The organism is Saccharophagus degradans 2-40 (genome assembly GCF_000013665.1).
Classification (GTDB): domain Bacteria; phylum Pseudomonadota; class Gammaproteobacteria; order Pseudomonadales; family Cellvibrionaceae; genus Saccharophagus; species Saccharophagus degradans.
On record NC_007912.1, the window covers coordinates 2786824 to 2810410 of the forward strand.

The 23587-nt window shown below is 43.8% G+C and carries 17 protein-coding genes; 2 read left to right on the forward strand and 15 right to left on the reverse strand.

All coding sequences use genetic code 11. The features are described 5' to 3' along the window. Positions 1-24: 24 nt before the first annotated feature. Both SDE_RS11475 and SDE_RS11480 read right to left on the reverse strand, forming a co-directional pair. Entirely contained in the window at positions 25-1518 is a 1494-nt protein-coding gene (locus tag SDE_RS11475) for a sigma-54-dependent transcriptional regulator (protein WP_011468669.1), read from the reverse strand. Then, the gene (locus SDE_RS11480; RefSeq protein WP_011468670.1) at positions 1511-2839 is read right to left on the reverse strand and encodes a sensor histidine kinase; all 1329 of its coding nucleotides are present in this window, start codon (positions 2837-2839) and stop codon (positions 1511-1513) included. Before SDE_RS11480 ends, SDE_RS11475 begins: the two co-directional genes overlap by 8 nt. A 537-nt stretch (positions 2840-3376) precedes the next feature. Here SDE_RS11480 and SDE_RS11485 point away from each other — a divergent pair. Next, positions 3377-3649, forward strand: coding sequence for a hypothetical protein (locus SDE_RS11485; protein WP_011468671.1), 273 nt, complete (start codon positions 3377-3379; stop codon positions 3647-3649). An 81-nt stretch (positions 3650-3730) separates the two neighbouring features. Here SDE_RS11485 and SDE_RS11490 read toward each other — a convergent pair whose 3' ends face one another. The 7 genes from SDE_RS11490 to SDE_RS11520 all read right to left on the reverse strand — a co-directional run bounded on the left by SDE_RS11490 (position 3731) and on the right by SDE_RS11520 (position 11751). After that, positions 3731-5170: a sigma-54 dependent transcriptional regulator gene (locus SDE_RS11490; RefSeq protein ID WP_011468672.1), complete on the reverse strand. Its 1440-nt coding sequence runs from the start codon at positions 5168-5170 to the stop codon at positions 3731-3733. 342 nt (positions 5171-5512) lie between these two features. Beyond that, positions 5513-5773 carry a hypothetical protein gene (locus SDE_RS11495; protein ID WP_011468673.1) on the reverse strand — a complete coding sequence of 87 codons (261 nt, stop codon included), beginning with the start codon at positions 5771-5773 and terminating at the stop codon, positions 5513-5515. Between the two features lie 104 nt (positions 5774-5877). Beyond that, positions 5878-6270, reverse strand: a complete 393-nt coding sequence (gene fliS, locus SDE_RS11500; RefSeq protein WP_011468674.1) for a flagellar export chaperone FliS — start codon at positions 6268-6270, stop codon at positions 5878-5880. Positions 6271-6561: 291 nt separating this feature from the next. After that, positions 6562-6966, reverse strand: a complete 405-nt coding sequence (gene fliS, locus SDE_RS11505) for a flagellar export chaperone FliS (RefSeq protein ID WP_011468675.1) — start codon at positions 6964-6966, stop codon at positions 6562-6564. Between the two features lie 186 nt (positions 6967-7152). Further along, positions 7153-9231, reverse strand: coding sequence for a flagellar filament capping protein FliD (fliD, locus tag SDE_RS11510; protein WP_011468676.1), 2079 nt, complete (start codon positions 9229-9231; stop codon positions 7153-7155). A gap of 256 nt (positions 9232-9487) precedes the next feature. After that, positions 9488-9886, reverse strand: a complete 399-nt coding sequence (locus tag SDE_RS11515; protein WP_011468677.1) for a flagellar protein FlaG — start codon at positions 9884-9886, stop codon at positions 9488-9490. A 101-nt stretch (positions 9887-9987) separates the two neighbouring features. Next, positions 9988-11751 (reverse strand): flagellin, encoded by a 1764-nt coding sequence (locus SDE_RS11520; protein WP_011468678.1) that lies wholly within the window; start codon positions 11749-11751, stop codon positions 9988-9990. A gap of 599 nt (positions 11752-12350) precedes the next feature. Here SDE_RS11520 and SDE_RS11525 point away from each other — a divergent pair. Continuing rightward, on the forward strand, positions 12351-13979 hold the full coding sequence (locus SDE_RS11525) for a tetratricopeptide repeat protein (protein ID WP_011468679.1): 1629 nt from the start codon (positions 12351-12353) through the stop codon (positions 13977-13979). Between the two features lie 74 nt (positions 13980-14053). Here the strand turns inward: SDE_RS11525 and SDE_RS11530 are convergent, their stop codons facing one another. The 6 genes from SDE_RS11530 to flgH all read right to left on the reverse strand — a co-directional run bounded on the left by SDE_RS11530 (position 14054) and on the right by flgH (position 23582). After that, positions 14054-15796: a flagellin gene (locus tag SDE_RS11530; RefSeq protein WP_011468680.1), complete on the reverse strand. Its 1743-nt coding sequence runs from the start codon at positions 15794-15796 to the stop codon at positions 14054-14056. A gap of 600 nt (positions 15797-16396) precedes the next feature. Next, entirely contained in the window at positions 16397-17995 is a 1599-nt protein-coding gene (flgL, locus tag SDE_RS11535) for a flagellar hook-associated protein FlgL (protein WP_011468681.1), read from the reverse strand. Positions 17996-18007: 12 nt separating this feature from the next. Beyond that, complete coding sequence (gene flgK, locus SDE_RS11540) at positions 18008-20770, reverse strand: flagellar hook-associated protein FlgK (RefSeq protein WP_011468682.1); 2763 nt, start codon at positions 20768-20770, stop codon at positions 18008-18010. A gap of 9 nt (positions 20771-20779) precedes the next feature. Continuing rightward, positions 20780-21736, reverse strand: a complete 957-nt coding sequence (flgJ, locus tag SDE_RS11545; protein ID WP_011468683.1) for a flagellar assembly peptidoglycan hydrolase FlgJ — start codon at positions 21734-21736, stop codon at positions 20780-20782. Then, positions 21737-22876, reverse strand: coding sequence for a flagellar basal body P-ring protein FlgI (locus tag SDE_RS11550; protein WP_011468684.1), 1140 nt, complete (start codon positions 22874-22876; stop codon positions 21737-21739). It lies immediately after the preceding gene. A gap of 13 nt (positions 22877-22889) precedes the next feature. Further along, positions 22890-23582, reverse strand: coding sequence for a flagellar basal body L-ring protein FlgH (flgH, locus tag SDE_RS11555; RefSeq protein ID WP_011468685.1), 693 nt, complete (start codon positions 23580-23582; stop codon positions 22890-22892). Positions 23583-23587: the final 5 nt, after the last annotated feature.

Below are 23587 nucleotides of genomic sequence, written 5' to 3' on the forward strand. Positions count from 1 at the left end.
TACTGCAGCGCAGCGTTACCCCCCCTAGGAGTAACTTAATGCCTGCTGCAGGTCGTAACCTTCCTCTTTTAATCTAGCTAACTTATACCGAAGCGTACGGGGGCTAATACCTAACTTTTTAGCGGTATTTTTCTTGCTTCCGCGCTCGTCTCTTAATGTTTGCACGATTATCTCGAATTCACGTTTGCGTAAATCGTGACCAAGTACCGCACCTTCTGGTTCTGGTATATCCAATTCTTTTGGGGCCACCTCGACTGCTCGCGGCTGAGCAATAGCGGCAATGGCGTTTTGGCTATAGGTGGCAATATCATCCACCAACGAAGGCTTGTCACTGTAAAGTGTTTCTGTTTGTAGCCCTAGGTCTGGCGAATGAATAATATTGCCTGGCTGCAAAATAAGCGCCCGCTGCATTACATTGTCTAGCTCGCGTACATTGCCCGGCCACGGGTAGGTTTCTAAGGTGTGTTTTGTATCATCCGATAACTGTACGCCCTGCCTGTGTTGCTTGGCCGCATGACGGCTAAGTAACGATTCTGCCAGCGGGACGATATCTTCGCGTCGGTCGCGTAGTGGCGCCCACTGTAAAGGCAGTACACTTAGCCTAAAATATAAATCTTCGCGAAATTTTCCGTTGGCCACTTCTCTGCGCATATCGCGGTTAGAGGTGGCGATTACGCGCACATCCAACTTGATGCTTTTACGACCGCCCAAGCGCTCTACTTCTCGCTCTTGTAGCACCCGCAACAGCTTTGCTTGCAAGCCTATATCCATTTCGGAGATTTCGTCCAATAGCAATGTACCACCGTTAGCCTGCTCAAATTTACCGGGTGCCGAGCTGTACGCCCCAGTGTAGGCGCCTTTCTCGTGGCCAAATAACATAGCCTCTAGCATGTTCTCTGGTATGGCAGCGCAATTGATCGCCACAAACGGCATATCGGCTCGCTTACTTTTGGTGTGAATATAACGCGCCAATACTTCTTTACCAGTGCCAGATTCACCAATGACTAACACGGTCGAATCGGATTGCGCTACTCGACAAGCAAGCTGTAAAAGCTGACGGCTACCCGGCGCATTCGCAATGGGCTCATCGCTTGCACTTGTATTGCCACCCACTACTTTTTTTACTGTGTCGATGAGTACTTGTGTTTCGAAAGGTTTTACTAAGTAATCGACTGCGCCCTCTTTCATTGCGACTACGGAATCGTTGATGCTTGCGTAGGCGGTCACTAACACCACCGGTATTTGCGGGTAATCGGTGCGCACTTTACGCAATAAATCATGGCCGCTCATAGCGCCCATATTCACATCAGATATTATTAAATCTTGATCAGGGCTAGCTTCCAACAACTCTAAGGCCTGCTCGGCACTTGCGGCTTGCACAACACTAAAACCGGCTAAATCTAGCGTGTCGACCACGGCTTCGCGTAAATCTAAATCGTCTTCTACTACCATTATTTTTATTTCTCTGGCGTATTCTTCGCTTAGCAATTGGCCTGTGGATTGCGCTGGGTTAGTCATGGGATACTCCGCATTGTTGTTTGGTTATGTCGGCCACGTCACTGGGTGTTGCGCAGTGCTCCGGCAAAATAAGTGTTGCTTTGGTGCCGCACTCAGGTGGCGACATAATAGAAAAAGTACCGCCGTGGGCGCGGGCAACAGATTGCACAACCGCTAACCCCAGGCCTGTGCCGTGCGCTTTGGTAGTAACAAACAACTCCATGGCGCTGTCTAACACAGACTTGTCTAACCCCGGCCCGTTATCCACTACGTTTATACACACGCGTTTAGGCTCTAGGTTTTCTGGGCTACCACTTAGGTTAACGAGAATGGTAATGGGTTTATCGGATGCTTGAATGGCGTTATTTATTAAATTCATTATTGCGCTAATAAGCGCTTCGCGGTGGCAGCGGATTTGCGTGGAGGGATGGGTGTTTCGCCACGTAATTTTGGCAGCAGATGTAAGAATGGGCACTTCGCTCGCCTCGCGTAAACCCACTTCCAAATCGGCTAATGAAATTACATCGTTAAGCGGTAACTCGCTTTTTACAAACAGCATCATGTCGCGCACTGTGCGCTCCATATGCTGTAAACGGCCCAATAATTTTTTTGCAAATGTATCTTTTTTCGCTTGCGCGATAGAGCCATTGGTTAAATGCCCTGCATATAAAATGGCTGCAGATAGAGGCGTGCGAATTTGATGAGCCAAAGCAGAAACCATTTTACCCATTGACGATAAACGCTCGTGGCGGCTTAAATTTCGCTGTAATTCTCGGGTTTCTGTTTGATCGGTTAGCAGTATTATTTGGCCGTGATTATCCATCGAGCTTGTGGCGATACTAATGCGCTTACCAGTTTTGGTGGATACCTCTAAGCCGTCATCATTGCGAGGCGCAAAACATTTACTAATAACATGTCGCCAAAGCTCACCATCTAACTTGTCGTCTAGTAGCGCCCTTGCAGCGGGGTTACTTTCAACAATATAACCTTGGTGATCGAGCACAATCACACCACCGGGCATAAAATCTAGCAAGGCTTGCATGCGCCCCGCTAATTTCTCTTCATTTTTATGGGCGCGCTGTTTAGCTTCGCTTACTTCATCTAGCTCTTGCGTAAGGCTCGATACGCGCTTTTCCAACAGTTCGTAAGATTGCGCGAGCTGAGAAGAGGTATCGTTAAAAAATTGAAAAGCCGCCTCCAACCTTTCTAGGTTAGATTGCGACGTAGGCAATTTTGCCGAAACGATTTTAGGGGTACCCGATTCGGGTGGAGTACCAGAACTTCTTACACTCAACGACACAGCTTTACCTCCAGAACTGTCAATGCGCCAGAAAACCATCATTTTCTGTATGCAGATATAACTACTGCAAGGTGAGTGCCATTTTTATTTTTTGTTAATTTTCAATAGGTTATAACACCTATAGCCTCAAGTCAGTTATGGCGACGTTTTGACGTCTACTTTAAAGCCGCACATATGGCGCTGAAGAAGTTTTGTTGCGGCAGCATCTACACCACTAGCACTAGAAGCTTTATTGAGTACGAACAAGGCGCATCACATTATTCGACTATCATTCGGCCATGCGGTATTTGCTCACGGTCATCCCAGAGTATTCACTTACCTAATTTGCAATTTGGCATGGCTTATTAAAATTGCTTTTTACAACCATTGCTTCCAAGGCTTCGCTTAAATCATTGCCTAATAGGCTTAAGCAATAAAAAGCTTATATGGGTAGACCTAAATACTAGGCGTTATATGTTTTTGCGCTTTCAGCTCTTCTGTTTAAGTGCGAATCGGTTTTTGACTAAAAACCGATTGCAAACGATGCTTAATGTATACGGAGTCACAAAATTACAATTAATAAAATTGGAGCAGTGCCATATGGAAGCAAGCGCTTATGAGCAAAATGCAAGTCAGCGAGAACGACGAGCAAAGAGAGAAAATAATACGCAGGTACTCGAGAGTATTTTATCGGAGTTGCAGCGACTTACGCTGCACCAGTTAGAAGGATTTGGCTGGCGATTAGCATTTGTAAGGCGGCCTCTATTTCAAGACCCTATTGTTGTAGTAGTAAATTGCGAAAACAGTAAATATGGCGTACTTGAAGATGATGGCTCTATTAATGTTGAGCACAACATACAAATACGCCACTAAATAAATGTAAAATACAGCTCTGAGCATTATGCGAACCCATTAAAATATTTGGGTTCGCTTTCGCTTGTAAGCAATAAAATACTAGCTGCGCTGCAACCCGTATTTACGCATTTTCTCCACCAAAGTGGTTCGACGAATTGTAAGCCTATCGGCCGCTCTCGCCACCACACCGCCACAATCATCTAGCGCTTGCTGAATTAAACTTTGCTCTAAGCCGGTTATATATTCCTTTAAATCTATTCCACCATCGGGCAACAAGGTCACGTCACCCGCACCAACCATGGTCGTTTTAACTGGCATGCTTTCTAGGTCATCTAGCGGGTCATCATCTTCAAGCTCTACATGACGATACTTAGCAGGTAAATCTTGCACACCCACAACGCCATAAGGTTGCATAATAGCCATGCGTTCCACCAAGTTGGCCAGCTCTCTTACATTACCCGGCCAAGGGTGGCGACACAAAGATAGAATTGCCGCAGAGTTAAAGCGTATGGAGCCACGGTGTTCGCTTTCTAAGCGATTTACTAACTCGTTTATAAGTAGCGGAATATCTTCTGCGCGCTCGCGCAATGGTGGCATTTCTATGGGAAACACATTTAAACGGTAGTATAAATCTTCGCGAAAGCTTCCATCTGCAATCATTACATCTAAATCGCGGTGGGTAGCGGCAATAATGCGCACATCGGTGGGGTACGATTTGTTACCCCCTACTCGCTCGTAGGATTTCTCTTGCAGTACACGCAATATTTTTACTTGCATGTGCAGTGGCATATCGCCAATTTCATCTAAAAATAATGTGCCGCCTTCAGCGAGTTCAAAACGCCCCGCTCGCGCGTTAATAGCCCCTGTAAACGCGCCTTTCTCATGCCCAAACAACTCACTCTCTAGCAGCTCTGCCGGAATAGCACCGCAGTTAACAGGCACAAATGGCTTGTCTCTACGCGGGGAATTATAGTGAAGGTTGCGTGCCACAACTTCTTTGCCCGTACCCGATTCGCCCTGAATAAGTACAGTTACATCGGTATCGGCAACCTGATCCATCATTGTCCTTACCGTTTGCTCCTCGCGACTGGTGCCCACCAGACTGCGGAACAGATGGGTTGGTCTAGATGCCAAGCCCCCGCGCGCGGCATCCCTCGCGACGTTCAATCGCTGCGCCCTATGCATGGCATCTATTAAGGCATTGTAGGTAATTGGCAGCTCTAGGGTACCAATGGCCATATGGCGCAGGTACGGGTCCCATTCGGGGTTTATATCGCCATATTCGCCTACTACGGCAACAGGCTTTAACTCGTAAGTGTTTTTTATACCCTCTAAATGTTGTTTTAACGTTTCCCCGCCGTGGGTATTGCCAAGAATAATCATGCCGACTTCGTCGTCAGCGGCCTGAGCGGCAATATCTTGCCAGCTCGAAAACGCCGTTTGTATGGGGCTCTCCCCTAAAAAGTCGATTATCACCACTAAATCGTGTAATCGAGTCGCGTCGTCTTCGACAATGAGTATTTTTTTGTCACCTAACATCTATATTAATCTTCCCAATATTGCCAGCTAGCGCACTTATACAGCGAATTAAGTGATTGCCACAATGGCAAAAAAGCTAAGCAAAGAAATAACCGCTATTGATTATCTAGCCGACCGTTTATTGACAAATAACGCGAACCGACCGTTCCTTAACTTAGTAATAGTCAACGAACTGGCATTGGTCAAATTTCTGACGGGAAAATTTTGATATATCTATCGCCTGTTGACGTAGATGAATTTTAGGGGGAAAGCTAGGTTTCTATAGGCTTTAGCTAAAAAAGCACCAGCCTACTTAGATCAAGAATGCGTCAACCTTCTCAGTAGAGACGCTCAAAAAACATACTACTCTGCTCTAGGTCCAGCCAATTTGCCTGCATGTGCAGGTAAACATGCCACCATCTCACCGTAGATGCTCACAATTCTTTCTAATTCTTCAATTAGCGCACGAGTATCGCGATTGGAGTCATCGAATGCTTCGTTTAGGCTTTGCGCCAAAAGGCGATCCACATCTCTTATGGTTTGCCAATCTTTGCTTTTAAATGCCTCTTGCAATTGCTTTCGTGTACGAGCTAAAGAAAATTGGGAAGCTGTAACCAAGTTCATGGTGTTCTCCTAAATAGGCGTTTACGAAAAGTCTATCTAGGCTAACGGCCTATCCCAAAAACTCTTTAGACGTTTTTAGCAATAAAAACATATTTGCTCTTTTCTTAAACAGCGACTTTTTGCTGCTGGATGTTCATCTCATCCCAACCGCTTTTAACCTCGCTCAACAATACCCGAGCCTCATCCATACCGGCGGCTAAGTTCTCGATAGTAGATTGCTGAATAAGCTTAATAATGTAGCTATACAATGCGAAAAGGTTAACCGCAATGTCTCCTCCGCGCTCTACGTCGAGGTAGCCCTGTAAACCCTCAACAATCCCTAAAAATTTTATTTTGAGCGATTGCGCATCATCAATATTGCTATTGTGTAGAGCCAGCTTGGTATGCTCTACACGCTCTAGAGCTCCATCAAGCAACAAAGAAATTATTTGATGCGAAGTAAGAGATTCGGCATGTAGCTGAATATATTGCGCCGCTTTGGTTTGTGGTAAAGACATAACGTTCTCCATCAACCGATAGTATGTATAGGTGTTTTTACGCAGATGCTTACTCTCACACTACTACTTAGCCTTCGACTCCAACCAAGGTGCCAAGCACACCACATAGCCAGAAAAACAAGTCGTTAGTCATTACGCACAGTAATTAACCAGTGAACATCTGTTAACCAAAAGTAAAAACTAGCACAGCGCTCAAATAAGTAGGAGCGGCAATAATTCGCCTGTTTTTATCTGGTATAGATATAAATGCACATAGGGTGCCAATTGGTACCCTATGTTTTACAAAGAATGTTACAAAGAGGATTCTGTTACTTTTGAAGGGGATATTTCACGCCAGGCGGAAGCCATATTACCAATTAATTGCGCAGCTTCATCCAGTAAAGCGATGTCGTTTTTTTGATGAGCTTTGTTTAGTACAGAGAGAATATAGATGTAGAGCATTTCCATATTGTTAGCGAGATCGCCGCCATTATCTAAATCCAAGTTTTCCCGCAACCCGTTAATAATAGCTATTGTTTCATTAATTTTCTTGCCTTTAACACCTACTTGATTGTGCTGTATAGCGCCTTTGGCCTGCACTATCCGCTGCAAAGCTCCGTCGTAAAGCATTTGTATTAGCTCATGGGGTGACGCCACACCAATGTTAGCCTCACAGCTTACTTTGGCATAAGAGTTTAATGCTCGGCGTGTATTCACGGGTCTACCTCTGTGGTTAAATTTGCGGGGCAACAACCTAAAGGAAATTTAAAATTTAGTTTCCAGGGTGATACCTGTGCAAAATTTGCTATGAGTATTTGTTATCTTCTTAATGGTTTTCGGCCATTCAAAGCAAATATTTAGCAATATTTCGCATTCGCCATTAAATATTCTTAAGTTACTTTGCTAATCTCTTTTCGCAGTAAACGGCAAAGTATTCACTAAATTATCTAAAAATGATCCTGAACTATTCAAACTGTTCAAAATTCTTTCCATCGAAATAAACTGCTGAATAAGCCGTTCTTGGTAGGCTGTCATTCTGCGATCTAGTGAGGTTTGATCTTCATCTAAATCATCAAGATCACTTTCTAGGCTGTCTTCACGTAGATCAATCACTCCACCCGCTGTGAGAAAGCTAGTAATAAGCTCATCCAACTCTCCGGCAAAACCGCGAGAAAAATTAACTGTGCCAGTAGAGGAATTTTTACCAATAACCAGCGCTAAACCTTCTGCTGGCTCGCCCAGTTTTGGGAGCAACACATTACCAGACGCAAACCCTGCTACTCCATCTATGGTGCCGACAACGGTAACACCAGGTGTACCCGCTGCCACCGCAAGACCTAAGTCGCTTGATGTCGATGCACTTGCTTCAGTTATTTCAACAGTCGAGCTAGCGCCATATTTATTAGAAGTAATATCAAATCGGTCGTTTATTGAGTCATAGGTTACTGTAACTGTAGCTGCGTTGGCTGCGAGCGTTTCGTCGGCATTTATTAACGTTTGCAGTGCGGCTGCCATTTCATCTTTATCTGCATATACAGCACTTGGAATAACTAGTGTATCCGAGGTATTACCATTTACGCTTATTTTGAAATCGTAAGTTTTTGCTGAAGAGTCAAAGTTCGGGAAGGTCGCTTCTGTATCGTCTATATCCCCGCCGTTATAATAACCTTGATCTGGTGCAGTCGTAATATTTACCTCGTACTCTCCTGCAGTGGTATTTTTCCCATAACTATTAATAAATATTTCACCACTTGAGGAGTATGTGGTAGGTGCAAATAGCTTTTGAACATCTTCAAAGTTCGTATCGAAGGCACTAGAAAAGTCATCTTCGTCAATACTCAATGTTCCATCCAGTTCAGTTCGAATGCCCACATTAGTTAACGAAGTAAAATCAGAATTGCCAAGCCCAGGTATTGAGGAGGCGATTGTAGATCGAATTTGGGAGAGTATAGACTTGGCCAGTGAATCTTTAGCAAGCGATCCTGTAACGGTGGTTGTTTCGCCCTCGTCGTTTTCGACTTCAGAGGTACCGAAAATAGGCTCTAACACTTCCAAAAATAGGTTATAGGCCTCCACAAAGTCGCGTATATTTTGTTCTGCAAAGGCTTTATCGTCAGAAATTGTTATGTTTATTTCTTCGCCTGGTGCCGCTTTTAATATATCTAAGGTTAACCCTTCTACAACATCTTCTACTTTATTGGTTTCTCTGGTTATAGCCAAACCGTTCAGCGTTAACGAGGCATCTTGCCCCCCCTGATTTTCGGTTAACTGAGATACAGTGGTATTAAACGCGAATCGAGACAAACCATTCGCATCTTCATTTGTAGGCGTACCGCCAGATTCCGCTACGGTTATTTCTAGTTCATTCGCTGCACCAGAAGCAGCTTTTATTTGCAATTTGTAGCCTGAACCGTCGTTTACAATGGTTGCTTGGATACCTGAATCTGAATTATTAATAGCGTCGCGCAAGCCAGAGAGCGAGTTATTGCTGCTGTCTATTACTATTTCTATCGCGTCTTCTTCTACATCGGCAGAGAACGCTGTCATTTCTCCGTTTACATCGGTAGTTACAGCGCCTAAACGGATAGTTAACGTCCCCTCACCCACGGTATCGGTTATGGAGGCAAAAGACGTTGAGCTGAGAGATTGTGATTTGGCAATAGCGTTCACTTCAAACGTATAGGACCCAGTTTGCACATCTGTGCCTAACTCAACGGGTACCAATGCATCGCTTTCTGTGAACGAAGCTGTTTTGCTAAATAAGCCTTCGGGGTCTGTTAATGTTTTAGTTGCATCTTTCAGGGTAGAAAGCGCACTTTTTAACTTGCCGAAATCAGATATTTTTGATTCTGTTAAATCGCGTGTTTTATCAATTCTATTTTGAGGGGCAGCTTTTTCAATACTGGTCAACTGCTTGACGAGGTTGTTTGTATCGATGCCAGAACCAGCACCAATCGACTGAATAATATTGTTGTCTATCATATTGTCACCTCGTCAGCGACGCCTAGAAACAAAAACCGCGCTCTGCATTAGCTGTTCCATTAGATATTCACGAAAGCTAACTAACAACGGCGCCTTCCACAAGTGTAGCCCAAACCCCGCGGCTTGGGCTTACTTGTAAGCTAGCGATCTAAGTACCTAATTTATATAACCTAAAACTTCTATCATAGAATGCACAAAAGGCGCCAAGTTTAGCTAAGCGCCCAAAATACACCCCCTCTATTGAGACGAAGAATAATTAACTGCGAACATTGAGCAACTGTAGCTCTCCGTCTTGCCTTAATCTTCTTGCAAGCTCAAGGAAAATATCCTCCGGTATCTGTCTAATCAGCTCTCCAGACGTACCATCCAGCACTTTAATAACTGTTCGTTCTGAATCTTCGTCTACAGTAAACTGCAAATTCCTATTTACCGACTGAATAAAGTCATTTACGTTGGTGACAGCGGTCTCAATAGTTTCTGAAGGTACTTTTGATACTGCCTCGCTATTAAGATTGTCGTCAGTTTGGTCAAGACTTTCCGGTTGTAGCGGCAATTCCTTACCGCTTACTTTCACTTGTGCATCCGTCGTCCCGCGTGATGAAGCAGAACCAGCCATTAACTGGCCGACAGGTAAAACAGATCTAACTTCAGTCATGGGTTAATCCTCATTCAAAATGGCAAAAGCAGGATCTATCCCACTTTTGCCCACCTTCTATACGAAGTAAATCATTTAGACGCTAGGCCTAAGATTTTTACTTACTGTAGAAGAGATAGAACTTGTTGTGGCCTAGCGTTAGCCTGAGCAAGCATCGCTTGCGAAGCTTGCTGTAGTACTTGCGCCCGACTTAGCTGAGCAGTTTCTGCAGCGAAATCCGCATCCACAACTCGCGACCTAGCAGCAGACGTATTTTCAGAAACGTTTGCTAAGTTAGAAACAGTAAAGTCTAAGCGGTTATTGATCGCACCTAAATCAGATCGAGTTGTGTTGATCTGCTCCAAAGCACTATCAATTACATCAATTGCCTTTTGCGCTGCCGAAGCAGTAGATATGTTGATACCCGCTACAGAACCAGCACCTGCAGCCTCATTACGCTCTTGAAAACCAACCATACCAACTATGTTCGCGGCGGTTGCGTTATCACCGTACTTAACTGATATTTCTCCACCTGTAGTAGAACTAAGCGCAATTCGGTCGGGGTCCCCTCCCACTTCGTAGGCAATTACACCTGTTTCAGCGGAAAGTTTGTTAATAGCAATAATAGCGGCATCTGCAGTAGCAGCGGCCGAAGCACCCGAATCGATTTGACCGATTTCTACACCATTAATGATTAAATCGCCTTCGTTTATGGTGGTACCGGTTGTTGCTGTGGTAACCGTCACACCCAGCAAATTACCTTCGTCATCTTGCGCATCAATGCCTAGATCAGCCAAACCGGTTTCTGTAGTAAGGCCATCTCCTTTTTCAATTTTTACGCCCGCACCATCAGAGCTTGTATCGGTTACCACTAAACGGAAGTTATAGGTTTCATCGTTATCTGGGGCACCAGTCGCACCGGTATTCGTCGAGCCATCTTGAATCTGTAGACTTACTATGTTTTCGGCTGAAAATACCATTTTACCAGCGTCATTAACCGAAGCGGTAAGCGTGGTCTCTGCATTTACCTTGTCTATAAACTCATCAACACTAGTGGTACCGCCAATGAAGTAGTTCTGTGTATTCCCTGCTCCGTCAACAACAGTAAACTCGACCGTAGTTGTACCAGATAGAACACCACTACCCACCGAATCCATTTCCGCAGAAACTAAAGTAGATACCTCTGCGCCTTTACCTTCTAGCAAAGCGTTCATAGTAGATAGTTTTTCATTTAGGGTGGAGCCTGCTGCCGCATCCGCCAAGCTAGTCATACTTACATCGTTAATTACTAACGTGGTAGCGGTTGTCGCTGCAGTAAAGAAATTCAACGCAGCTAAACCCGTTGAAGCTTCACCAATGATATCTCCACCTGAGCCACCAATCGAATTGGTGCTAAAACCACCAATTGAAACACCTATTGTCTCATTAGCTTCGGCACCTACCTGAAGGCTTACGTTTCCAAGAGAGCCATCAAGAATATTCTGACCGTTAAAAGCTGTGGTATCAGCAATTCGATCAATCTCTGCCTTCAACTGTTGAACCTCAGCGTTCAATGTAGCTCGGTCTGTATCTGAATAAATACCGTTCGATGATTGAATCGCTAGCTCCCGCATACGCTGGAGAATGTTAGTTGTCTCGTCTAGCGCACCTTCGGCAGTTTGTATCATGGAGATACCGTCATTGGCATTACGTATTGCCTGATCAAGCCCTCGAATTGTGGAGGTTTGACGGTTAGAGATCGCTAAACCTGCGGCATCGTCTGCTGCCGAGTTAATACGCTTACCGGATGCTAAGCGCTCACTTGCTTGATCAAGTTCTGCGCCGGTTTTTAACATTTGTCGCTGAGCGTTTAGTGAAGAAATGTTACTGTTAACAACTAAAGGCATGATACGCCTCCTTCTGTAGTTTCGAATAACTAGCCGCAACGACTAGCATGGCCTCAAACAAGACAATTAATACATGTTGTGTCTGTTACCAATCTTTTCGGCCAAAGACAAAGAAACTTAAATACAATTCTCGCAGCTCTGCAGGAGGCTTCAATATTGGCTAGCGCGCACCTCAAGTAACAAAATAACTAATACTTTCAAAAGGTTACATAAATCAAATACCAACCCTACGATGCGATAACACGGGTTCAAGCCTCGTTCACACCCAAAATATTGTTAGACCAATTGATTTTTAAAAACTATTTTTTATTACGGATTGATTGATCCTTAATATTTGCGCTAGAAATCCGGCGTGCGAGCAACTTTATTTAACAATAAATCACCAAAAGTCAGTTTTTTGACTAAACTAATTGAGAGGAGGTTCTATAGGTATATAGACCTAAATACCATTGAAGGTTTCCGCGATAACGAGTGTATTCTCTGCTTAGCCACCTACATTCCCTCCTAAAGAATTAGCGAATCTTTAAGCAGAAGCCCATAGCAGAAATAAATTTAATTAGCCCCATAGGCAACCGCCAACTTTATGGATATTTCGTACAATGAAAACAAAAAACGCTAAAAAAACTAATAAGCAACCGCTAACCCCTAAGCAGAAGCAAATAAGCGTACTACTAGAACGCGCTATGAAACACCATAATCAAGGTCAGCTTACACAAGCAGAGAACCTGTACAATGCTATTTTAGAAATCGATGAAAACAATGTAGATGCGAATCATTTGCTCGGTGTTAAGCACATTCAAACTCGGCACTTCGAAAAAGCATTACACTACTTGAAAAAAGCTATAGCAATTCAGCCAAACAATGCATTACCTCACTACAACTTAGGGCTTGCCTACCAGCATATGTATGCGTGCGACAAAGCTGCATCCAGCTATGAAAATGCAATTAGATGTAAACCAGACCATATAGAATCTATTTTAAACGCAGGCAGTATGTATATGTACCTACAAGACAGATACAATGCCGAGAAAAAATTTAGACGCGCAGTTCATTTGGCCCCCAATAGGCTTGATGCCAATAATAACCTAGGGTTGTGCTTATTCGAACAACATCAAAACAAAGACGCTAGAACGTATTTTATAAAAGCAATTGAAATAGCACCCAACAACCCTGAAGGTCACAACAACCTAGCATCCTTGGAGCAAAGCGAAGGTAATATTCTTGAAGCGATGGAAGCCTACAAAAAGGCAATTACTTTAAACCCATCGTACTACACAGCGATAAACAACCTAGCTTTTACTCACGAACGACACCTCGAGCTAGATAAAGCCAAAAAACTATATGAGGAAGCTTCGACAAGCCCAGAGCACGCTGTTATATCAAACACTACGTTGGCCACATACTGCTGGATAGACAACGATATAGCAGCATGTGAAAAATACTTAGAGACAACAATCGACTATTCAACTAAACCCTACTCCCCCAAACAAAATAAGTTTATTGTTGGCTATAGCCAATTTTTATTAGCTCTCATCGAAAACTATAAACTCGCGCCTATACCTTATTTAGAAACCGACGCCGCATTAGCACCCATTAGTATTGCCGGAGACAGCCACAGCCTAACCTACGCCAACTTGACTATTCAAATAGAAAACGAGCTTTATAGGGGGGCACCAAAGTTAATGACTGGGTGTAAAGCGTGGCATCTAGCGAATGAAGCAGAAAACGAATACAAGTTTCAGTTCAAGAAACTCATAACCAAGCAAGCCGAAAACAGCACATTATTAGTGTCGTTAGGAGAAATTGATTGCCGCAGCGATGAAGGCATACTGGTCGCCTTTAAAAAATCGGCTAAAAACAAAAACCTATCTATCAATTTTAAAGACTCTAAAACGTTAGCCGCATTAACAAATCAAATAAGAGACCTGACCGAGCAATACTGTAAGTACGTCAGTGAAGCCTGTGCCACTAAAAACATTCAGGCCTATCTTTTTAACGTTCCTGCGCCACTAAAGGCTAACCTTGACGAACAAGCTTTATACGAGTTACAAGTATTAATAGCCTCCTACAACCAATCTTTGAGTGAATCGGCTACTGGTTTCAAGAATATAAGTATTATTGATCTATATTCAGTGACTAACGATTTGAATGGATTTAGCAGTGGGAAATATCATATCGATCAAGTTCACCTATCCCCCGCTATATGTGGAAAGATATTTGGCCGTTAAGCAATTAAACCACCCTTTGGGTGGTTTAATTGTGTAATTCACATTCTTCCTAAACTATTCTTAACTGCCATTTACTAACCCTGAAGTAACTGCAGCACCTGTTGAGGCTGAGCATTCGCTTGAGCAAGCATTGCTTGCGACGCTTGCTGCAGCACTTGCGCTCGACTTAATTCGGACGTTTCTTTGGCGAAGTCGGCATCTACAATTCGCGATTTAGCAGCGGATGTTTTTTCGGCTACGTTAGATAAATTCGACATAGTAAAATCTAAACGGTTATTTACCGCACCTAATTGCGACCTTGTCGAGTTAATCTGTTCTAGCGCCTTATCAATAACATCGATAGATTTCTGTGCGCCAGCAGCTGTACCAATGGATATACCCGATACAGATCCACCTCCCTCTGCAGCATTACGCTCTTGCAGACCAGTAGCAGCAAGTACGTTTGCTGCTGTAGCATTATCACCATACTCAATAGATATCTCGTCGCCCGTGGATGAACGCAGACTTATTTGCGCAGTGTTACCACCCGTTTCGTACGCGACTACACCGGTATCATCAGAAACAGAATTAATCGCCTCTATTACTTCATCGACCGTTGTTGCTGCAACGCCAGTTTCAGTGAATGCTGGAATTGCCACGCCGTTAATGAGTAGATCGCCCTTTTGAATAGTGTTGGTAGATGTACTTGTGACGGTGGTACCTGTTAAATTGCCATTGTCATCATGCACATCGATCCCTAACGCTTGTATATCGGCACCGTTAGCAGCGCCGACTTCAAACTTAACACCGTTCTTTTCCGCAGAGGTATCTGTTAGTACCAATGAGAAATTAGTTGTCACGCCCGTTGCAAGACCAGAAGCACCACTTGCATCCGTAACAGCAATTGATGTTCCATCATCTTTACTTACAACTAACTTACCATCATCGTTTATCTTTGCATCCAATGTAGTATCTGAGTTAATTTTATCGCGTAAGTCTTCAAGACTATTGGTATCCGTTATTACGTAACTTTGGCTGTTGCCATCGCCATCAACCAACGCGAGAGTAAGAGAGCTAACTCCAGCTGTTAATACACCATTGCCAGGGGTGGTGCCCACAACAGAAACTAGAGAAGAAGCGGTCGCACCTTTACCGTCTAGGTCAGCATTTATAATCGCCAATTTATCGTTTAACGTCGTTCCGTTAGATAAATCACTAATGGCAGTATCGTTTACATAGAGCGTATGGGCGGCATCTGCAGTGTCAAACAGTGCAAGAGTGGTTAACCCAGCTGCAGTTTCTCCACCCACTATATCGCCAGAAGCTCCACCTAACGAAGAAGTATTAAACCCGGGTATTTCTAACGCGATTGTTTGGTTAGCTTCAGCACCTACCTGTAAAGAAACACTACCTAAACTACCATCCAGCAGAGGTTGACCGTTGAAAGAAGTAGATTTTGCAATGCGATCCACTTCTGCTTTTAGTTGTTGTACTTCAGCGTCCAAAGTACTTCTGTCTGTATCGGAATAAATTCCGTTAGCAGACTGGATCGACAGTTCTCGCATACGCTGCAGAATATTGGTTACTTCGTCCAAAGCACCTTCTGCGGTTTGTATCATTGAGACACCGTCGTTTGCATTTCGAACAGCTTGATCCAAGCCACGAATTTGAGAGGTCATTCGGTTCGATATAGCGAGGCCAGCAGCGTCATCTCGCGCAGTGTTAATGCGTTTACCAGATGACAATCGTTCCATTGCTTCACTCATATCATTGCCGGATGCCACAAGTTGTCGCTGTGCATTTAAAGCTGCGACGTTTGTATTAATAACTAAAGGCATAACAAATCTCCTGTAACGTTTTAACAACGAAAACGCTGACTTAACAATAATCGTTTCGTGCTTGTTGTTTAAATATCAAGCTAACTGGTTAGTTGCAATGCGTGTGCCAACAAGGAAAAACCGACTTTTTACGGCTTTTAAAGGCGTTTTTATTAAAAGGCGGCAAGAGATGTAAACTAGAAGCGGCAACAATTTTCCACAAACCAGATACAAACAGCGAACATGAGCAATAAATAATAGAATCTAAAGGCGCTCAATATTACTGGCCTTGTTGGATTGAATTAGATTGGACTGGATTTAATTCTTAAATAGTTATCTTGAATAAGATACATTGATTAGAACATTAAATAGGCACTTTAGCTTAATTAGCTAATTGATATCTTCACACGCTAAGTAACCAAGCCGCATGTTAAACACACGAGGTATTTTTTTACGGCTATAAATAATGGGAAGTAACAATAGAGCGTTTTTGAGGTATTAACTAAGAAGTAAATGGATTTTATCTATTAAGTAAGAGCATATAGCGAAGAAACAAATGCATCTCTGCCAACTAATCTCAGCACAAAACCATTTATTCTACTAATACTCAAAGATACAGGACTATAACTGCGAGAATAGCGTGAGCTGAGAAACCCTCACAAAAGAAGACTGCGCAGCTTGTAACACAAGGGTTTCGACACTTAAACGCGTAGCTGCTTCGGCGTAGTCTACATCTCTTAAGTCTGCTAGAAATTTATTTATAACAACTTCCGAGTCTAAATGAAGTGATCGTGTACTATCAATTGTATTATATCTGGCACCAAGCTCAGAAGTGACATTCGATATAGATGTTTGTGCGTTAGATAGATTCTTAAGTGTGGAAGCAATCACCTTTTCAATAGACCGTCTATCTTCGGTGCCACCCTCGTAGGTCTTCATCGATTCACTCATTTGCGCCAGAGTTGTAAGTACATCTTGTTTATTGGTTGCTTCAATAAATATTCGGTCACCGGCAACAGCTGTCACACCGCCAGAGGATACACTCTGAGTAGCGGATGTAACACCGAGCGCTGCGTTAGTGTTTGCAGAACCATTCGATAGCGTAATTTGGAGCCCTGCTGGCATATTAAACCCCGTAGCATCTACCGCCACGCCCAATCTAGCTAGGGCAGCAGCATTACCGTTACCCGCAGAATTTAATACAGTTGATAGGTCTGCAGCGCTGTTAATAGGGCCGTCCAATACCAGTGTTTCTTTTCGTCCTCGAACAGTTATGTCGAATGTCTCTGGGGTTGCAGTAAAATCAATGGGTCTTGCGTCGACACCGTCTGCATCAAAATTAAGTAAAGCTGCTTGCGCTGCAGTTCCAGAGGCTGGTTCACCCACTACAGCAAAGCGTACGCCCTTTAACTCAATTAATTCACCAGAGCGAAACGGCTGATTAGCAACAATAACTTTGCCGGTCGAGCGCTCGGTTGCCGTGTAGTTTTTTCCTGCCGGCACCACCGTGCTTTCATGGTTAAACGAAATAACAATATCTTCAGGATAGAATTCGTCGTAAGCCTCTTGATCAAATACTTGACCAACAGACACCTCTACTGGCGGAGAAGAGCGATTATTAGAACTAGGGTAAGTACGCACTGTATTTTCTGCGCTTGGTATATCAACGAATATTTTTTTGCCAGAATCACTAGCGGCAATATGAGTATTGTTCGCTATTTTTACAAATTTTTGCCCTTCATCACCATTATAACTAAAGCCAGTACTTGCAGTTCCGCTAAATGGCTCTGTGGTTGAACGATAACCGCCAAAAATATAGTCACCGCCAGGCCCTTTAGTATTTAGCAAGCTCTGTAACTCTTCTAAACGACTGTCTACTTCGGCAGCAAGCGCCTTGTACTCGGTAGGCCCCAATGTTGCGTTGTTACCCGCCTGTACGGCTAGTTCCTGCATTCTGACAATTAAGTTATTTATCGCTTCAAGCGCAGACTCTTGTAACACAATGCTATTTTCGGCTAGGTCACTATTAATGCCATATTGATTTATATTGGCCAACTCTTCAGTTAATTGAATAATTTTGGTGGAAGCTACGGGATCATCCGAGGGCGTTGAAACACGCTTGCCGGTAGAGAGCTGCTCTTGCGTCTTCACCATGGCCTGATTAGCATCAGCCATGCCACTGTTCGCGATATTAAATATTTGCAGCGAAGATATACGCACGATGTTTCACCCTTAAAAGGAATTTATCAAAGTATCAAACAAATTTCGTGCCACAGAGATAACTTGGGCGTTTGCGGAATACATTTGCTCGAAACGGATTAAGTTTGCCGCTTCTTCATCTAGATTTACCGCAGAAATAGAATTGCGCATTGCTGTGGTATGCTCTAAAACTTGTTTACTAGCCTCCATGTTAATTCTAGAGGAGCTAGTATCTATACCAACGCGTTCAATTAACGAACCGTAACTCTCAGAAAGACTTGCACTTTTCCCTTGAACTAAATTACTACTTTGAATTGCCACAAGTGCCAAAGCGCTGCGATTGTCCATTGCGCCATCGATATTAAAATCCAAGGTAAAACTATCACCAGCCTGAGGTTTACCGCTTAAATTTACCTGAATTCCCATATAACGGTTTTTAGCGAAGTCTTCAGCCGTGGTATCACCTAGTAACCGGCTTTGAGGAGGGAAAGTAGTAAGAGAAACCCCGTCGGCCATAGCGATATCAAACTTACCGCCACTTACAATAGATGATGTAACCCCAGCGCCAGCACCTGTGAGTCGTACATTGCTATTGGAACCGTCGCCAACATCTAAGGATTCATTCGCAGCAGCAATTAAGTCCATTTGAAGGTTATCGCCTTCGGTAGCAAAGATCCTAACCTCGCTATACCCCGTCAATTCATCGGTTGCGGATACCGCGTAAATCCCATTTTGTGCAAAGCTAGCGTCTGAATTAATTCGGCTTTCAATATAATTATTAAATTCATCAGGGTTAACCGCAGGATCAGGCACGTTTGCACTTAACACATTTGTACTTGTAATGGGGTCAAATTCATACTCTAAAAGATCTGTGCCATTTAAGCTTAACTGCAAAGGTTCAACATAACTCACTTGAAAGTTTGATAGCTCTATATAATTTGAAGCATTAACCGATACACCAGGTACATTACTTAATAATGATGCCAACTCACGCGCACTTGCATTCGGTGGCGTATAGATAGTCTGAGTTACTGCCGCCCCCGCTTGGGTTTGCGACGGTAAAGTAAATGTAAACACTTCCGATGGGTAGTTATTGTTTAATACGCCCCCAGTACCTACCACTGCCGACCGGCCTTCTTCAATGCCTATTACTGCGCCCCCCGAATTCACTAGACGCTCACCCGAATCGGTCGGAAAAACAGGGTTAGATCGACCTACTACGAAATTTTGGTCTCGCAATGGCGGATCGAGTTGAACAGGATTACCTGGGTCGCTGTTATCCAATACATCATAATTAGTTGGTGTGTTAAAACGAATTAATAAAGGCGGCGACATTTCGCCAGCATTAGCTAATAACGGCAATAATTCGCCGTTGCTATCCGTAAGCGATAACACCTCTCCTGGTGAAATAATCCCAGACCCAGAATTCCCTAGAGACGTATGGGTTACTATTGGACTACCAAATGCTAAATCCCTAGGGTCGGCAATATTCGAACTAAAGTCCCTTGCTCCGTTCTTTACACCTTCCAATAAAAAACTATCTCCTGCGGTAAAAGTGCCCGACTGTATCTCGAGCTCTAACCCTCGAAAAGCAATCGATGTAGGATAATTCCCAGGTAAAATACCGCTGGTAACGCTGGCATTGTCAGATGAACGGGTAATGGTGTAGCGACCACCCGCCTGAAATTCAATTTCATAGGCAGACGCTTCCAACTCAGTGCTGTCAACAATATTCAAATACATTTGCCTATTGGTGGCCACAGAATTATTGGAATCGCCGATTACTCTATTGGCAGCGGTAATTGGTTCATTTACAGATTTAAAAAAGTCCTCACCATATTCGTTATCAAGTGTAATGGCCTGCGTATGAATTTTGTTAAAAGTATCAGCCAGAGTAACAGCAATACGTCCAAACTCATTATAGGTGTCAGTCATTGCGGTATCGCGGAATCGTAGCAGGCCTCCTATTTCACCACCAGAAACTATATTTGTAAGTACCTGAACGCTCCCCCCTGTGGTAAACGTAAGGTCTTTCTTGCTTGCATCTTCCTCGCTGTCAACTAAGCCAAGCGTTCTCGCTGTATCCCCTACTACTAAGTTTTGTCCGTTACCAATAAGTACATTTACCTCACCATTACCTTGAGTAAAAGTTTGTATAGAAATAATTTTTGACAGCTTTAAAATAGTCTCATCACGCTGATCTAATAGATCGTTTGGCTTATCGCCCGAACCAAAAGCTTCCGCCACTTTACGGTTTATATCCGCTATGTTTTTTGCCAAGGCGTTCGCTTCTGCAACGGCTACCTGCAACCCTTCTTCCACACTTTCTTCAATAGCTGCAAAACGTGAATGTATTGTATTAAACCGACTGGCCAAGTTTTCCGATTCACTAATAACTAATTGCCGAACTGGCACCGAGCTAGGCTCATCTGCACCATTTTGAACTGCTGCGAAAAAAGTTCCTAATGCACCAGACAACCCTGTATTCTCATCGGAGAGTAAGTTGTCTAGCTGCGAGACCAAGTCGTGATAAGTGTTTAAATCGGAGTATAAGGTTGAATCTGTTCGCAATTGAGTAGTAACGAAGCTGTTTACAATTCGCTCTATAGAAGCTACGTTTACCCCATTACCCACGTAACCACCGTCGGCCCGGGTTGCGGGGTTAGTTTCCGCAATAACGCGCTGACGGCTGTAACCATCAACATTTGCATTAGAAATATTGTGTCCAGTAGTGCTTAACGCGCTTTGACTAGCCCGCAGCCCCGTAACACTTATACCTAGTAGATCACCAGCCATAGATCACCTCTACCCGTTATCCGAGGTGTTGCCAGATAGCGCTTTTACTTTATCTGCAACGCGCTCCAATACGCTTAAAACCTTGTTTGCATAAGCTGGGTCTGTGGCGTAACCCGCTTGGGTTATACCCTTAATATACTCTTCGGCTGTTTTATTACCAGTGGCAATATCTTGATAACGCGGGTTACCCTGAATAAAACTAACGTAATCATTCACACTTTCTTCTATGCTGCCATATTGCCTAAATGCTGCTTTTTCTTTTTCAAATTTACCATTAGCAAACTCTAAGGTTTCAGCGGTTACAGCATTACCCTGCCAACCATTATGAGCTTTAATATTGAATAAATTATTGCTGGGCTGGCCATTTTTATCGGCAATTACTTTTTCACCCCAACCTGTTTCAAGCGCAGCCTGTGCAATAAGTACTTCAGGCTCTACGCCTAATTTTTCTGCCGCTTTAGTTACATTGGGCAACATTTGTTGAATAAAATCGTCTGGCGAAGTGGCCATAGCGCTGCGTTCGCCTTTAGGTGCAGCCGCACTCATATTATCTGGCGAGTGATACTTAGTCACTGCATTTACCGGTGATGCCTGATAGCTTGCCACACTGGTGTTTACACGCTCCGTGTTTCCGTATTTTTGGCCGGAAAGCTGGCGATATAGCGCATCAGCTACACCCATTCCCCTACCATGAGAAAGGGTAAGTGCCAATTGTTGATCGTGCATATCACGATAGAAATTGGATTCTTGACTGTTAAACAAGCTATCTTCTTCAAATACTGCGTTGGCCTCACGCATACTTTTTAGCATTTGATTCACAAAGATGGATTCAAACTGCTGCGCAACTTTTTTAAGCGCCTCATCTTTATTTTCGGTATTTTTTATATTCTGCAAACTGTTTAAATCGGTATAAACATCTGCAGAAGGAAGTGTTGGAGGTAATAAGCTCGATGAGTCCATTTTCATTTAGATCACCACTATTTCGGCTTTTAAAGCACCAGCTTGTTTTAGTGCTTCTAAAATTGCCATTAAGTCACCAGGCGCCGCCCCTACTTCATTAACCGCGCGAACTATATCGTTTAGCGTGGGCCCTGGGCTAAATTTAAACATTGGGCCATTTTCTTCTACGACTTCTACGCGGCTATTTGGCACCACCACTGTTTCACCACCACCAAAAGCATTGGGCTGGCTGGCCTCTACATCTTCTTTAACGGTAACCGTAAGCGAGCCGTGCGTAACAGCCACTGGCGACACACGCACATGCTGCCCAACTACAATGGTACCGGTGCGCGAGTTAATAATAATTTTGGCGCTTGAATTACCTGGCGTTAACGTAAGGTTTTCGAGCAGCGATAAAAATTCTACGCGCTGTGCAGGGTTTTGCGGCGCACGCACGGCAATGGATGCAGCATCCATTGGCATAGCAACTTCTGGCCCTAACATATCATTGATAGTATCGGCTAATCGCTTTGCTGTTGTGAAATCTGGCGTATGTAAATTAAAAACAATGCGATCGTCACCGCCAAATCGCGTTGCTACTGCGCGCTCCACCATGGCGCCACCGGGAATGCGGCCAACACTAGGCACGTTTACAGTAATTTTAGAGCCATCTCTACCTTCACCACCAAAGCCACCCACAATAAGATTGCCTTGTGCCACAGCATATACATTGCCATCTAGACCTCTTAAGGGCGCGAGCAACAAACTACCACCACGTAAACTTTTGGCGTTGGCAATAGAGGAAACGGTTATGTCAATGGTTTGACCGGGTTTTGCAAAAGCTGGAAGCTCTGCATGAATCGCCACAGCAGCAACGTTTTTTAACTGAAATTTTGCACCGGGCGGAATAGTGATGCCAAACTGCTTTAGCATTGCCTGAAACGACTGAGTGGTAAATGGTGTTTGGTTTGTTTGGTCACCGGTGCCATCTAAACCAACCACTAACCCATAGCCAACTAACTGGTTGGAACGCACCCCCTCAACCGAAGTTAAGTCTTTTATTCGCTCTGCACTAGCATGTGAACCAAATAAAAATAGAGCACTCAGTAAAGTGCTAGCAATTGCTCTATAGCTCTGTTTACAAACTTGGCGTACGGTAATGTTCATTTTTCACCTTCGTTTAAAATGGCCAAATTGGGCCATTAAAGAACTGTGTTAACCAACCCATTTTTTGCGAATCTGCGAATTCACCTTCACCGGAATAACTAATATGCGCATTGGCGATTTTGGTAGACACTACCGTGTTATCTGGGCCCACATCATCGGGCCTTACTAAGCCGCTTACCCGAATAAACTCATCGCCGCGGTTTAACGTCATCCATTTTTCGCCGCGAATGGACAAGGTGCCATTGGGATACACCTCGACCACTGTTACAGTGATGCTGCCAGTAAGCTGATTGCTTTGGTCGGAGTCGGCTTCGCCTTTAAATTCTCGCTCGCCCTGTACATCTAGCCCTAAGCCAAGGTTACCCAAGCCGGGAGTCGTTCCAAATACAGTGCTCGAGCCTTGCGATATATCGTTATCTTTTTTCACGCCAATATTGGATGACTTTTTAGACGAGGTGCGTTCTTGCAATACCACCGTAATAATATCGCCAACACGTAGTGCTTTTCTGTCGCTAAAAAGGTCGATAGATGAATTGGGTGAGTACAACGAACCATTTGCTGGCGGTTGCGCTTGTGAGCTGGTACTTAATACGGGCGCATAATACGGGTCGCCGGGTGCAACCGGTTGATGAACCACACAACCTGAAAAAAATAGCGAGCAATTAACGGCAATAAGCGCTTTGTATGTATTTTTTAGACTAACCATCGCCC

Excerpts from the sequence above, each read along its gene's own strand:
- SDE_RS11475 (WP_011468669.1), bottom strand. The coding sequence starts at position 1,518 with ATGACTAACCCAGCGCAATCCACAGGCCAATTGCTAAGCGAAGAATAC.
- SDE_RS11480 (WP_011468670.1), bottom strand. The coding sequence starts at position 2,839 with ATGATGGTTTTCTGGCGCATTGACAGTTCTGGAGGTAAAGCTGTGTCG.
- SDE_RS11485 (WP_011468671.1), top strand. The coding sequence starts at position 3,377 with ATGGAAGCAAGCGCTTATGAGCAAAATGCAAGTCAGCGAGAACGACGA.
- SDE_RS11490 (WP_011468672.1), bottom strand. The coding sequence starts at position 5,170 with ATGTTAGGTGACAAAAAAATACTCATTGTCGAAGACGACGCGACTCGA.
- SDE_RS11495 (WP_011468673.1), bottom strand. The coding sequence starts at position 5,773 with ATGAACTTGGTTACAGCTTCCCAATTTTCTTTAGCTCGTACACGAAAG.
- fliS (WP_011468674.1), bottom strand. The coding sequence starts at position 6,270 with ATGTCTTTACCACAAACCAAAGCGGCGCAATATATTCAGCTACATGCC.
- fliD (WP_011468676.1), bottom strand. The coding sequence starts at position 9,231 with ATGATAGACAACAATATTATTCAGTCGATTGGTGCTGGTTCTGGCATC.
- SDE_RS11515 (WP_011468677.1), bottom strand. The coding sequence starts at position 9,886 with ATGACTGAAGTTAGATCTGTTTTACCTGTCGGCCAGTTAATGGCTGGT.
- SDE_RS11520 (WP_011468678.1), bottom strand. The coding sequence starts at position 11,751 with ATGCCTTTAGTTGTTAACAGTAACATTTCTTCACTAAACGCTCAGCGA.
- SDE_RS11525 (WP_011468679.1), top strand. The coding sequence starts at position 12,351 with ATGAAAACAAAAAACGCTAAAAAAACTAATAAGCAACCGCTAACCCCT.
- SDE_RS11530 (WP_011468680.1), bottom strand. The coding sequence starts at position 15,796 with ATGCCTTTAGTTATTAATACAAACGTCGCAGCTTTAAATGCACAGCGA.
- flgK (WP_011468682.1), bottom strand. The coding sequence starts at position 20,770 with ATGGCTGGTGATCTACTAGGTATAAGTGTTACGGGGCTGCGGGCTAGT.
- flgJ (WP_011468683.1), bottom strand. The coding sequence starts at position 21,736 with ATGAAAATGGACTCATCGAGCTTATTACCTCCAACACTTCCTTCTGCA.
- SDE_RS11550 (WP_011468684.1), bottom strand. The coding sequence starts at position 22,876 with ATGAACATTACCGTACGCCAAGTTTGTAAACAGAGCTATAGAGCAATT.
- flgH (WP_011468685.1), bottom strand. The coding sequence starts at position 23,582 with ATGGTTAGTCTAAAAAATACATACAAAGCGCTTATTGCCGTTAATTGC.